This window comes from Mannheimia sp. E30BD (assembly GCF_041807785.1).
In the GTDB taxonomy this organism is placed as follows: Bacteria; Pseudomonadota; Gammaproteobacteria; order Enterobacterales; family Pasteurellaceae; genus Mannheimia.
Genome location: NZ_JBGTYX010000001.1, coordinates 246194 through 258794, shown reverse-complemented (window position 1 = coordinate 258794; position 12601 = coordinate 246194). Strand labels below are relative to the sequence as shown.

Genomic DNA, 12601 nt, shown 5'->3' with positions numbered 1-12601 from the left:
CGGTTACGCCTGCTACAAACAGCTCTATGAGTTTATGTTGTTTGTACTGACTTAGACGACTTTTTCTCATAAGGTTATCTTAACCTAAATGGAAGTTTTAGTCGTTATCTAGGACAGCCCCTTCTTTAATAACGAAAAGCGAACCTTAGGGTTCGCTTTTAAGTTTCTACAAGCGGTCTGTTTTTGCAAAAAATTTGCGTTTTTCGACCGCTTGTAAACCTACAATAATTATTGCTTCTCACCAGCTATACCAAAAACTGTGCCTCTTTCGCTATCACTATATTTTTCGGCTGTACGGCTGTTTGTTGTAATTCCACCCTCAAATTGTTTATAAAGATAGGCTTCGCCTGCAATAGATTGAGCATTATCTCCATAAAAACCTAATTCGTACTTGCCTGAAATACCCCCTGCGGCAGAAGCGTTCGCTTTAATCATACCATCAACAATATTACCTTTTTCTAACTGAATCGTTGGAATGGAAGCGTTATTAAATTGTGAGATCGAGCCCACACCAGTTTTCTCCGCAAAATTCACTTTGTAATTTAACAACCCCACATTATCTGAGTTGAAGCCTTTTCCAATATAAGTTGCTTCGCCGTTTAATGGAAGGTTTTCTGTTTTTTTGCCATTAATACCTTGTACTCTAAAACTACTTTGTTTTGGCTCAGCCGAATCCCAAAATGCTTTATGATCACGGCTTATCAGCGTGACATTGGGTGTCAGATAAATATAGTGATCGCCCACAAAAATACCATCTAAATTTTCTGCAGACATACTAATAAAGGCGTGCTTGCTTAATCCTTGTAGTAGAGATGATTCTGTGTAACCCACCCAAGAATACTCTCGCCCCTGCTCATTGGTAATTTCTGCGGCTTTTTGCACTATTTCTTTAATCACCTTATTTTTATTTTGCAATGCCATTTCTGCCTCAGATTTTGCTTTTTCTGCTACAGCTAATTGTGCTGACGTTGTGTTTTTATCCGCTTGAGCTTTGGCTAAATCTGCTTGGGCTTGTTGTAAATCGCTCTTCGCTTTAACCAGATCGCCATTTGCAGAATTTAGCTGATTTTGCACCGCTTGTTTTTCATTATTCGCAACAGATAACTTGCTTTCTGCAATTTCTTTCGCTTTTTCTACGTTCTCTAAATTTGCTTTCGCTTGAGCTAATTGTGCTGCCGTTGTGTTTTTATCTACTTGAGCTTTCGCTAAGTCTGCTTGGGCTTGTTGTAAATCGCTCTTTGCTTTAACCAGATCGCCATTTGCAGAATTTAGCTGATTTTGCACCGCTTGTTTTTCATTATTCGCAACAGATAACTTGCTTTCTGCAATTTCTTTCGCTTTTTCTGCGTTCGCTAAATTTGCTTTCGCTTGAGCTAATTGTGCTGCCGTTGTATTTTTATCCGCTTGAGCTTTCGCTAAATCTGCTTGGGCTTGTTGTACAGTATGAGCTGCTTTTGAAAGCTCGCTTTGTGCTGAACTTAGATCTTGATTTGCTTTTACTAATTCTGATTTAACCGAATCTAGTTCTGCCTGAGCTTGGGTTAGCTCATTTTGCCGTTTTAGATTTGTTTCACCTGATTTCCCACCACCGCTACTACAGGCTGTAAGACTAAGTAAAATAAGACTAGCTAGAGAAAGTTTTTTTACCGACATAGTGTTTTCCTTATTAAATTAACCGTGCAAACGCACACCAAAATTGTACAAAAAAAAAACAATCTGTCGTCAAGTAAGAAATGAATTATTGGAAATAATTTATGATTTTCAACCGCTTGTAAAAATAAAACCCCACTTTCGTGAGGCTTTTCGAGATTAACGTTTATTCGCTAATTTTGTTTTTGTGAGTTCGTAAACACGTAATTTAGCAATTTCTTGTGCTAATTTCGCCGTTAAATAGTCTTCACTATCGGCTTTAGATAAACGTTCTTCTGCTTTGCGTTTTGCTTCAAGAATACGTTGTTCATCTAAGTCTTCACCACGAATTGCGGTATCTGCAAGCACAGTAACAACGGTTGGTTGTACCTCAAGGAAACCACCTGATACGTAGATAAACTCTTCTTTACCATCAGCTAAAGTGAACTTAACCATACCCGGTTTGATAGCAGTTAATAATGGGGTATGCCCTGCATAGATCCCTAATTCGCCATCAATCCCTGAAACACGCACACTTGTTACTGTGCCTTCAAAGATTTTACTTTCCGCACTCACAACTGTGAGTTCAAATTGAGATGTCATACTGTTCTCCTTTGTTTAAGAACAATTACATCTGTTTTGCTCTTTCAACCACTTCGTCAATTGAACCCGCCATATAGAACGCTTGTTCTGGAATATGGTCGTATTCGCCTTCTAAAATGCCTTTAAAGCCACGAATTGTATCTTTTAATGGTACGAATTTACCCGGCACGCCGTTGAATACTTCCGCAACGTGGAATGGTTGTGAAAGGAAACGTTCAATTTTACGGGCTCGAGCTACTAAGCGTTTGTCATCTTCAGATAATTCGTCCATACCTAAGATTGCAATAATATCTTTTAACTCTTTATAACGTTGTAATGTACCTTGTACACCACGAGCAACGTTATAATGCTCTTCGCCAACCACTAATGGGTCTAACTGGCGAGAGGTTGAGTCTAATGGGTCTACCGCTGGGTAGATACCAAGTGATGCGATATTACGACTTAATACTACTGTTGAGTCTAAGTGAGCAAAGGTTGTTGCCGGAGACGGGTCAGTTAAGTCATCCGCAGGAACATATACTGCTTGAACAGAGGTAATAGAACCTGTTTTCGTTGAAGTAATACGTTCTTGTAATACACCCATCTCTTCTGCAAGAGTTGGTTGGTAACCTACCGCAGACGGCATACGACCTAATAACGCGGATACTTCCGTACCTGCAAGGGTATAACGATAGATGTTATCTACGAAGAATAATACATCACGGCCTTCATCACGGAATTTCTCCGCCATTGTTAAGCCTGTTAATGCCACACGCAGACGGTTGCCCGGTGGTTCGTTCATCTGACCGTAAACAAGTGATACTTTGTCTAATACGTTAGAGTCTTTCATTTCGTGGTAGAAGTCGTTACCCTCACGAGTACGCTCACCCACGCCCGCAAATACAGAGTAACCGCTGTGCTCTATAGCGATGTTACGGATTAACTCCATCATATTTACCGTTTTACCTACGCCCGCACCACCGAATAGACCAACTTTACCACCTTTCGCAAACGGAGCGACTAAGTCGATAACTTTGATACCCGTTTCAAGTAACTCGGTACTATTAGCTTGTTCTTCATAGCTTGGTGCTGCACGGTGAATTGTCCAACGCTCTTCTTCACCGATAGGGCCTGCTTCATCGATTGGCTCACCTAATACGTTCATAATACGACCTAACGTTTTTGTACCTACTGGTACTTCAATCGCTTTATTCGTATTTTCAACTTTTAAGCCACGTTTTAAACCATCAGATGAACCCAGTGCGATACAACGAACCACACCGCCACCTAATTGTTGTTGAACCTCAAGCGTTAAGCCTGTTTCAACTTTTAATGCATCATAAACTTTTGGTACTGCATCTTGCGGAAACTCAACATCGATTACCGCACCGATGATCTGTACAATTTTTCCCGTTGCCATTACCGTTCCTCTATTCATTGTTAAATTGCTGCGGCACCCGCGACAATTTCATTTAATTCATTCGTAATACTTGCTTGACGAGCTTTGTTATACACCAATTGTAACTCATTGATGAGATTACCTGCGTTATCTGTTGCCGCTTTCATCGCAACCATTCGAGCTGCTTGTTCAGAGGCTAGGTTATCAACAACTGCTTGATATACCTGAGATTCTAAATAACGTACAAGTAAGCTATCTAATAACGCTTGCGGACTTGGTTCATAGATATAATCCCAAGAACCTGTTTGCCCTAATGAGTCATTTTCAAGCTCTGGCAATGGAAGTAATTTTTGTATTGTCGGTTTTTGCGACATAGTGTTTACGAAGCGGTTATATACCACATAAACTTCGTCAATCTCGCCATCACGGAAGGCTTTTACCATACCGTTTACAATACCGACTAAATTTTCCATTGCTGGTGTATCACCCAATCCATTAAGATGACCTTTAATCTCTAATCCCATTGGGCTGAAAAAAGAAATACCTTTGTTTCCAACCAAACTTAATTCAGATTTAATACCCTGATCATCTTTTTCTTTTAACTCATTTAACACTGTTTTAAATAAGTTAATATTCAAACCACCGCACAATCCACGGTCAGTTGAAACCACTAAATAGCCCACTTTCTTCACTGGACGTGAGATGAGGAATGAGTGTTGATACTCAATGTTACCTTTGGCAATATGGCTAATTACTTTGCGAATGCTATCTGCATAAGGGCGAGAAGCCGACATACGCTCTTGGGTTTTACGCATTTTTGATGCGGCAACCATTTCCATCGCTTTGGTAATTTTTTGTGTATTACGAACACTTGCAATTTTGGTTCTTATCTCTTTAGCACCTGCCATATTTTTTCTCCGCTAAAAAGTTAGATTACCAAGCACTGTTCTTTTTGAAACTAGATAAAATCTCGTTCAATTTATCTTTAATTTCATCATTGAAATTGCCAGATTTTGACAGTTCTTGCATAAACTCGCCGTAGTTACTTTGAGCATAAACCAATAAGTTAGACTCAAATGAACCTACACGCTCAACAGGTACATCATCAAGATAACCATATTCAGCCGCCGCTAGAGATAAACCAAGCTGTGCAACAGACATTGGCTCGAATTGTTTTTGTTTCAACAATTCAGTTACTTTCTGACCGTGAGAAAGCTGTTTGCGTGTTGCTTCATCAAGGTCTGATGCGAACTGTGCGAATGCTGCTAATTCACGGTATTGTGCTAATGCAGTACGAATACCACCCGCTAATTTCTTAACAAGTTTAGTTTGTGCAGAACCACCCACACGAGAAACCGAGATACCCGGGTTTACCGCAGGACGAATACCCGCATTGAATAAGCCTGATTCTAAGAAAATCTGACCATCAGTAATCGAGATTACGTTTGTTGGAACGAACGCAGAAACGTCGCCCGCTTGAGTTTCGATGATCGGTAATGCAGTTAAAGAACCTGTTTGACCTTTCACCGCACCATTAGTGAAACGCTCTACATAGTCTGCGTTTACACGAGACGCACGCTCTAATAAACGAGAGTGTAGGTAGAATACATCACCCGGGAATGCTTCACGACCCGGTGGACGGCGTAATAACAATGAAATTTGACGGTAAGCAACTGCTTGCTTAGATAAATCATCATAAACGATTAACGCATCTTCACCACGATCACGGAAGTATTCACCCATTGCACACCCCGCATAAGGAGCCAAGTATTGTAATGCGGCTGATTCAGACGCAGATGCTACAACCACGATAGTGTTTTGTAATGCACCGTGCTCTTCTAATTTACGCACTACGTTGGCAATAGTTGATGCTTTTTGACCGATAGCAACATAGATACATTTAATGCCTGAATCACGTTGGTTAATGATCGCATCGATAGCTAATGCAGTTTTACCTGTTTGACGGTCACCGATGATAAGCTCACGCTGACCACGACCGATTGGCACCATTGAGTCTACCGCTTTATAACCGGTTTGAACTGGTTGGTCTACCGATTGACGATCGATAACGCCCGGTGCAATCACTTCGATTGGAGAATAACCATCATTTTGGATTTCACCTTTACCATCAATAGGCTGACCTAATGTATTAACTACACGACCTAATAACCCACGACCAACCGGTACTTCTAAAATACGACCTGTGCATTGTACTTCCATCCCTTCTGCTAAATCAGCATAAGGTCCCATTACAACCGCACCGACAGAATCTCTTTCTAAGTTTAATGCAATCGCATAACGATTGCCTGGTAATGCAATCATTTCACCTTGCATTACATCAGCAAGACCATGGATACGAATAATTCCATCACTTACTGAAACGATTGTCCCTGTGCTTTTTGCTTCAGATACCACATTAAATTGGGCAATTCGTTTTTTAATCAATTCACTAATTTCTGTTGAATTTAGTTGCATTTTTTATTCCTCTTACAAGCTCAACTCTTGACTCAAGCGGTTTAGCTGTCCACGACTACTACCATCAATCACCACATCATCATAACGAATAATAACACCCGCAATTAATGAGTTATCTACTGATGAAGTAATTCGTACTTTTGTTCCGAGTCGCTTTTCCATCGCATTGGCAATTTTTGCTTCTTGTGCATCTGTTAATTTTTCTGCAGAGACAACCTCAATATCTTTAATTGATTCGTGTTCTGCTCTTAATTCTAAAAATGCACTAAATACAGCAGGTAATACAGCTAAACGCTTATTATCAGCCATAACACGAATGAAATTTTGCCCATATTGATCTAATTGTTCGCCACAAATTTTGATAAAAGCATCAGAAATTTGACCGCTTGCAAGTGATGAATTAATAAAATCACCGACTTGCTCTTCACTAGCGACTAATGCAGAAAACTGTAACATTTGCTGCCATTTGTCCAATTGACCTTGTTCTAAAGCAAAATCGAAAGCCGCTTTAGCATAGGGGCGAGCTACTGTGCTTAATTCTGACATCTGCCCCACCTTCTTATAGTTCTGCAACTAGCTTATCAATAATATCATTGTTCGCTGCAGCATCAACTGAACGACCAACAATTTTCTCCGCACCGGCAACAGCCAATGCCGCCACTTTTTGACGAAGCTCTTCTTGAACACGTTTACGCTCGCTTTCAACTTCCGCATAACCTTGCTCAATAATACGCTGACGCTCAATTTCAGCTTCTGCTTGCACAGACTCTAAAATTTCATTACGACGTTTTGTTGCTAAATCAATAATTTTTTGAGCTTCTTCTTTCGCTTGCAGAATTTCTTGATCCGCAGCAGCTTTAGAATCAGCCTGCTCTTGTTTCGCTTTTTCGGCAGAAGCCAATGCGTTAGCAATATTTGCTTGACGCTCTTCAATCGCTCGAATTAGCGGTGGCCATACATATTTCATACAGAACGCAACAAAGATTGCGAACGCAATAAGCTGACCAATTAGTGTTGCATTTAAATTCACAACGCCTCCTATAAAGTTAGTTAAATTACCCGAAGGTAACGCCTATTATTTATAGGGATTAGCCTAATAAACCGATGAATGGGTTAGCGAAGATGAATAATAACGCGATACCAACTGCGATCATTGAGATAGCATCTAAAAGGCCTGCAACGATAAACATTTTAGTTTGTAAGCTGTTTGCTAATTCCGGTTGGCGGGCAGAAGATTCTAAGAATTTACCACCTAATAATGCGAAACCGATCGCAGTACCAAATGCAGCGAAAGCTAATAAAATTACTGAACCAAAAATTGTTGCCGTAATTACGTTTTCCATAATGTTCTCCATAAGGGTTGAGGAATTTAGCCAAAGGCTAGTTTAGTTAAATATAAAAAGGCGTATGCCTTCCATTTCATTGTTTTACAGAGTAATCACTCTACAAAATTTAAACTTGTAAAAAATTAAGATTTTTTAACCGCTTGTATTAATGATCAGCTTTGTTATAACCAATACTTAAATACACGATTGTGAGCATCATAAAGATGAATGCTTGTAGCGTAATAACCAAAATGTGGAAGATCGCCCAAACAATTTGAAGCGGTACACCCAACATTTGCGGTACTATGCTTTCTGCCATATACATTACAGCAATCAAAATAAAGATTAATTCACCTGCATACATATTACCGAATAAACGGAATGCAAGAGAAATTGGTTTTGCAAGTAATGTAACCACTTCTAATAAGAAGTTTACCGGAATAAACGCCCAGTGATTAAACGGATGTAGCGTATATTCTTTAACAAAACCACCGAAACCTTTCGATTTGATTGTGTAGTAGATAATTAGGCAGAATACACCAATTGATAAACCCAATGTCGCACTAATATCTGCTGTTGGTACTGCACGTAAATAGTCAATACCTAGCAAACTTGCTAATTGAGGTGGATAATCAACCGGGATCAAGTCAATCGCATTCATAATGAATACCCAGCAAAAGATGGTTAATGCTAATGGACCAACTTCGTGGCGAGGACCGTGAAAGTTCTCTTTAACCACACCGTTTACCCATTCAATAATCATCTCAACAAAACATTGCCACTTGCCCGGCACGCCCGTTGTTGCGTTTTTTGCTGCTTTGCGGAAAAAATAAAGGAAAATAGCACCTGCTACCAATGAGAAAAACAAGGTATCTAAATGCACATTCCAAAATCCCTCACCCGTTGTTAAAAACGTCAAATGGTGAGTGATATATTCTGCGGTAGACCCAGCCATAATTTATCCTTTCAAAATTAAAAAACTATGTTGATTTCCGACTCAAGAACATCGGCAATGCAATGTTTAAAAACAGTGCTAAAAAATAACCTACAAAAAATACTAAAAATTGAAGATTTGGAATTAAGGTAAAACTAGCAATCATCAAGACGATAGCAATCGCCCACTTAATCCCCTCGCCCCAATAGAAAGCGGTCATTTTTGTCCGATCTTTTGCAGAATTTCTAAAGAAAACCCAATACACAAAAACACAGTGAGGCACAAAACTAGAGATACCCCCAGCAAGAAAGGAAATAACCATATTCCCTTTACACAAAAAGAGAATAAAAGCTAAAACTAAAATAGCTCCTACTTCAATTCCCAACGCTCTGCGATATTGTGATTTTGCTTTATTGATTACAGCAGACACTTTTTATCCTTTTTGAACAAGTTATTTGACAATCAGGCTAAAAAAATAGCCACTGTTAGATCAATGGAAATCCGCTCGAAATTATACTTTACTCATTAGGAGTTGCAACCGAAAACTATTGAAAAAGTGGCATTCATCACATTTTTGTTAAAAAAGGTCGATTTTAGGAAAACCGGTAGTAAAAAATCAGAATAATGAATGACTTAGTGAACATAAGCGAATATAAAAAAACCGACGCTTTATTAAAAAAAGAACAATCACAATGCCCGAAATTTCCAAAAATAAGAAAAATTCCACATTTACGATAAAAAGAGGAGAAAAGGTCTAAAACAAGTAAATAATTTGTAAAAAAACGGTTAGATATTTGCAAAAAGTAACAAAAATCTAACCGCTTGTATTATGCTTTTTTAAGAACAACTAAATGCCGTTCACCGACTAATTCTGGCACATTCAGCTCAATCACTTCAAGTAGCTCAATCGGCTTTTTAATCTCTGCTACTTCTTGCTCGTCATACACGCCTTTTAACGCATAAAACTTGCCGTTTTCAGCAGGCAGATGATAGCACCAGTCGATCATATCGTTGAGCGAGGCAAAGGCTCGGCTTAATACGCCGTCAAATTGGCTTTCGGTGTACTCTTCAACTCGGCTTTGGATTGGCGTGACATTCGTTACTCCTAACTCACGCAAGGCATTTTTGATAAAAGTGATGCGTTTGCCTAAGCTGTCTAGCAATACAAATTGCTTATCAGGGTTAGCAATCGCCAGAGGAATGCCCGGCAGCCCCGGCCCGGTGCCTACATCAATAAACTTCTCACCCTGTAAATGTTGGCTCACCACAAGGCTGTCTAAAATGTGTTTAACCAACATTTCATCAGGGTTACGGACGGAAGTGAGGTTATAAGCTTTATTCCATTTATCTAACAGACGAACAAAACCAACCAACTGGGATTTTTGTTGATCGGTCAAATTTATTTCGGCTTGGGCTAACAAGTGGTCTAATTTTTCTAACATTTTGCAAATTCTATTTTAGTCGTTCTAATGCTTTGTGGGATTGCGTTAATATATCGCTCCATTCTGGATTATTATCATCATTGATAATATTTTCAATTGTCAGCTGATAAAAATTTTTTGCTTGAGCGATATCTTTTGGCGTGCCAGTACCTTTCTCATACATTTCGGCTAATTTAAACGTATATTGCGGAAAGGATTTATACCCATTATTCAAATAAAGCGACCAATCATAATTAAGTTTATAATAACGAAAAGCTTCTTTTTCATTTTTACTTACGCCTGCTAAACCTTTCTCATAAATTTTAGCAAGGTTTATTAATGCCTCGTTCCAATAAGAAACGCCCTTTACAGAATCAATTCGTTTTAGAGCTCGTATCGCTAACTCGCCCTTTTCTTGTTTTAAATAAAGAGAGCTCAGTTCTATATTAGCTTTTGCTGAGCGATGGTGTTCAACATCAAACTCAACAAGTTTTTCATAGTAGTAGATGGCTTTATCAATATCCTTATCAACGCCAGATCCACTTCGGTAGGTTTGTGCAAGATATTCCAAAGCCTCTAAAGATCCTGCGTTAGCCGCTTTTTCAAACCAAGCCATTCCTTTAGCACTATCTTCTGCAACATACTGTCCAATCCAGTAGAGATGTCCTAAATAATACATTGCATATAGAGCATTATAAGAATTACCTTCTTTTGCCTGTTCTTCTAATAGCTGAACGGCTTGCTGAATATTACCTTGATCAAATGCTCGATAGGCTTGTGTAATTTTATCTGAATTCATTTCGTTTGCTTTGATAGACGAACATAAAAAGCAAATAAAAATAAATAGTTGCTTTATATCGTTCATTTATAGCTCTCCACGCTTCAACATTCCTTGCTTTTTCAAATTCACCAGAAGAATGGAGATTGCCGCAGGGGTAATGCCTGAAATGCGGCTGGCTTGTCCGATGGAAACTGGCTTATGTTGCATCAATTTAGCACGCACCTCGTTAGATAAACTGTCCACTTTGTCGTAATCAAACTCTGGCGGAATTTGGGTATTTTCGTGGCGTTTATGGCGTTCAATTTCGTTGTATTGATGTTCGATGTAGCCTTGATATTTAATTGCAATTTCCACCTGTTCTGCAGCTTGTTTGTCTTCAATTGCTGGAGCAAACGGGGCGATTTGGGTCAGTTTTTCGTAGCTCATTTCAGGACGGCGGATTAAGTCTTCACCACTGGCTTCACGGGCTAACGGGTTAGCCAATAACGCGTTCAATTCGTCCAGATTTGGCATTTGTAAATGTGCCCAAGTAGATTTCAAACGAGCTCTTTCTTGCTCAATCGCTTCCATTTTTTGATTGAAACGCACCCAGCGGACTTCGTCAATTAAACCTAATTCGTGAGCAATCGGCGTTAAGCGAATATCCGCATTGTCTTCACGCAATAATAGACGATATTCCGCACGAGAAGTGAATACACGGTATGGCTCTTTTGTGCCTAGCGTGCAGAGATCGTCCACCAATACGCCTGTATAAGCTAAATCACGGGTAGGGAACCAAGATTCCTTGCCTTGAACTTGTAATGCCGCATTAATGCCAGCTAATAAACCTTGTGCTGCCGCCTCTTCATAACCTGTAGTGCCGTTGATTTGCCCTGCGAAGAATAAGCCGTCAATGGCTTTGGTCTCTAAAGTTGGTTTTAAGTCTCGTGGGTCGAAATAGTCGTATTCAATTGCATAGCCTGGTTTGATAATGCGGGTATTTTCCAAGCCTTTCATTGAATTGACGATCCCCATCTGCACATCAAACGGCAGACTGGTGGAGATCCCGTTCGGGTAAACTTCAATGGTGTTTAAACCTTCCGGTTCTAAGTAGATTTGGTGCGAATTTCTCTCCGCAAAACGCATTACCTTATCTTCAATCGATGGGCAGTAACGAGGCCCTACGCCTTCGATAATGCCTGTGTACATAGGGCTACGGTCGAGGCTATTACGAATTAAATCGTGGGTCTGCTCGTTAGTGTGAGTGATATAGCACGGAATTTGGCGAGGGTGCTGCGAAACGTCTCCCATAAAGGAGAACACAGGTAGCACATCATCACCGTGCTGTTGAGCTAATACATCAAAATTAATGGTACGAGCATCTAAACGCGGTGGAGTACCTGTTTTAAGGCGATCAACGCGTAAGTTGAGATCACGCAGACGATCAGCCAATATAGTCGCTGCAGGATCGCCAGCTCGACCACCTGCGTAGTTATCTAAACCAATATGGATCTTACCCGCTAAGAAAGTGCCAGCCGTTAAAACAATAGAACGAGCTTTGAAGGTTAAGCCCATTTTGGTCACTGCTCCCGCCGCACGGTTATTTTCAATGATAATATCAACCACTTCTTGCTGGAAAATATCTAAATTTGGCTGATTTTCTAATGCCGTGCGAACTGCGTTGCGATAAAGCACACGGTCAGCTTGTGCACGGGTGGCACGCACCGCCGGGCCTTTTGAGCTGTTGAGCGTTCTAAATTGGATCCCTGAATGGTCAATAGCTGTTGCCATTAAACCACCCATTGCATCGATCTCTTTTACCAAATGACCTTTACCGATTCCACCGATGGCTGGGTTACAAGACATTTGCCCTAAAGTATCAACATTGTGAGTTAAAAGTAGTGTTTTAAGCCCCATTCGTGCTGGAGCTAGAGCCGCTTCCGTGCCTGCGTGTCCGCCACCGACCACAATCACATCGTAAATTTGTGTATAAATCATATATCGCCTTTGAAATTAAAAAATACTGTACAAAAATAAGCACACATTTTAGCGTAAAAAGGGATCATCAGTGAAATA

At 40.0% G+C, this 12601-nt stretch carries 13 protein-coding genes and 1 pseudogene; all 14 read right to left on the bottom strand.

Features of this window, described 5'->3' with window-relative positions; all coding sequences use genetic code 11:
* Positions 1–70, bottom strand: a pseudogene (locus ACERCG_RS01285) (IS1595 family transposase); the annotation flags it as partial.
* 158 nt (positions 71–228) lie between these two features.
* Positions 229–1653, bottom strand: coding sequence for a factor H binding protein domain-containing protein (locus tag ACERCG_RS01280; protein WP_373610280.1), 1425 nt, complete (start codon positions 1651–1653; stop codon positions 229–231).
* A gap of 156 nt (positions 1654–1809) precedes the next feature.
* The gene (locus ACERCG_RS01275) at positions 1810–2232 is read right to left on the bottom strand and encodes a F0F1 ATP synthase subunit epsilon (RefSeq protein WP_373610279.1); all 423 of its coding nucleotides are present in this window, start codon (positions 2230–2232) and stop codon (positions 1810–1812) included.
* 25 nt (positions 2233–2257) lie between these two features.
* A complete protein-coding gene (gene atpD, locus ACERCG_RS01270; protein WP_373610278.1) occupies positions 2258–3631 on the bottom strand; it encodes a F0F1 ATP synthase subunit beta in 1374 nt (457 codons plus the stop codon).
* Positions 3632–3651: 20 nt separating this feature from the next.
* A complete protein-coding gene (atpG, locus tag ACERCG_RS01265; RefSeq protein ID WP_373610277.1) occupies positions 3652–4518 on the bottom strand; it encodes a F0F1 ATP synthase subunit gamma in 867 nt (288 codons plus the stop codon).
* 25 nt (positions 4519–4543) lie between these two features.
* Positions 4544–6085, bottom strand: coding sequence for a F0F1 ATP synthase subunit alpha (atpA, locus tag ACERCG_RS01260; protein WP_373610276.1), 1542 nt, complete (start codon positions 6083–6085; stop codon positions 4544–4546).
* A gap of 12 nt (positions 6086–6097) precedes the next feature.
* Positions 6098–6631, bottom strand: coding sequence for a F0F1 ATP synthase subunit delta (gene atpH / locus ACERCG_RS01255; RefSeq protein WP_373610275.1), 534 nt, complete (start codon positions 6629–6631; stop codon positions 6098–6100).
* A 13-nt stretch (positions 6632–6644) separates the two neighbouring features.
* Positions 6645–7115 (bottom strand): F0F1 ATP synthase subunit B, encoded by a 471-nt coding sequence (gene atpF / locus ACERCG_RS01250; protein ID WP_373610274.1) that lies wholly within the window; start codon positions 7113–7115, stop codon positions 6645–6647.
* Between the two features lie 58 nt (positions 7116–7173).
* The gene (gene atpE, locus ACERCG_RS01245) at positions 7174–7428 is read right to left on the bottom strand and encodes a F0F1 ATP synthase subunit C (RefSeq protein ID WP_025236987.1); all 255 of its coding nucleotides are present in this window, start codon (positions 7426–7428) and stop codon (positions 7174–7176) included.
* A gap of 148 nt (positions 7429–7576) precedes the next feature.
* Positions 7577–8365: a F0F1 ATP synthase subunit A gene (atpB, locus tag ACERCG_RS01240; protein WP_025236988.1), complete on the bottom strand. Its 789-nt coding sequence runs from the start codon at positions 8363–8365 to the stop codon at positions 7577–7579.
* Between the two features lie 25 nt (positions 8366–8390).
* On the bottom strand, positions 8391–8774 hold the full coding sequence (locus tag ACERCG_RS01235; RefSeq protein ID WP_373610273.1) for an ATP synthase subunit I: 384 nt from the start codon (positions 8772–8774) through the stop codon (positions 8391–8393).
* Between the two features lie 397 nt (positions 8775–9171).
* Complete coding sequence (gene rsmG, locus ACERCG_RS01230) at positions 9172–9786, bottom strand: 16S rRNA (guanine(527)-N(7))-methyltransferase RsmG (RefSeq protein ID WP_373610272.1); 615 nt, start codon at positions 9784–9786, stop codon at positions 9172–9174.
* A 10-nt stretch (positions 9787–9796) separates the two neighbouring features.
* Entirely contained in the window at positions 9797–10630 is an 834-nt protein-coding gene (locus tag ACERCG_RS01225; protein ID WP_373610271.1) for a tetratricopeptide repeat protein, read from the bottom strand.
* Positions 10631–12523 carry a tRNA uridine-5-carboxymethylaminomethyl(34) synthesis enzyme MnmG gene (mnmG, locus tag ACERCG_RS01220; RefSeq protein WP_373610270.1) on the bottom strand — a complete coding sequence of 631 codons (1893 nt, stop codon included), beginning with the start codon at positions 12521–12523 and terminating at the stop codon, positions 10631–10633.
* Between the last annotated feature and the right edge of the window lie 78 nt (positions 12524–12601).

Bases quoted from the DNA above. Each gene is read 5' to 3' on its own strand.
- ACERCG_RS01280 (WP_373610280.1), bottom strand. From the start codon at position 1,653: ATGTCGGTAAAAAAACTTTCTCTAGCTAGTCTTATTTTACTTAGTCTT.
- ACERCG_RS01275 (WP_373610279.1), bottom strand. From the start codon at position 2,232: ATGACATCTCAATTTGAACTCACAGTTGTGAGTGCGGAAAGTAAAATC.
- atpD (WP_373610278.1), bottom strand. From the start codon at position 3,631: ATGGCAACGGGAAAAATTGTACAGATCATCGGTGCGGTAATCGATGTT.
- atpG (WP_373610277.1), bottom strand. From the start codon at position 4,518: ATGGCAGGTGCTAAAGAGATAAGAACCAAAATTGCAAGTGTTCGTAAT.
- atpA (WP_373610276.1), bottom strand. From the start codon at position 6,085: ATGCAACTAAATTCAACAGAAATTAGTGAATTGATTAAAAAACGAATT.
- atpH (WP_373610275.1), bottom strand. From the start codon at position 6,631: ATGTCAGAATTAAGCACAGTAGCTCGCCCCTATGCTAAAGCGGCTTTC.
- atpE (WP_025236987.1), bottom strand. From the start codon at position 7,428: ATGGAAAACGTAATTACGGCAACAATTTTTGGTTCAGTAATTTTATTA.
- atpB (WP_025236988.1), bottom strand. From the start codon at position 8,365: ATGGCTGGGTCTACCGCAGAATATATCACTCACCATTTGACGTTTTTA.
- rsmG (WP_373610272.1), bottom strand. From the start codon at position 9,786: ATGTTAGAAAAATTAGACCACTTGTTAGCCCAAGCCGAAATAAATTTG.
- ACERCG_RS01225 (WP_373610271.1), bottom strand. From the start codon at position 10,630: ATGAACGATATAAAGCAACTATTTATTTTTATTTGCTTTTTATGTTCG.
- mnmG (WP_373610270.1), bottom strand. From the start codon at position 12,523: ATGATTTATACACAAATTTACGATGTGATTGTGGTCGGTGGCGGACAC.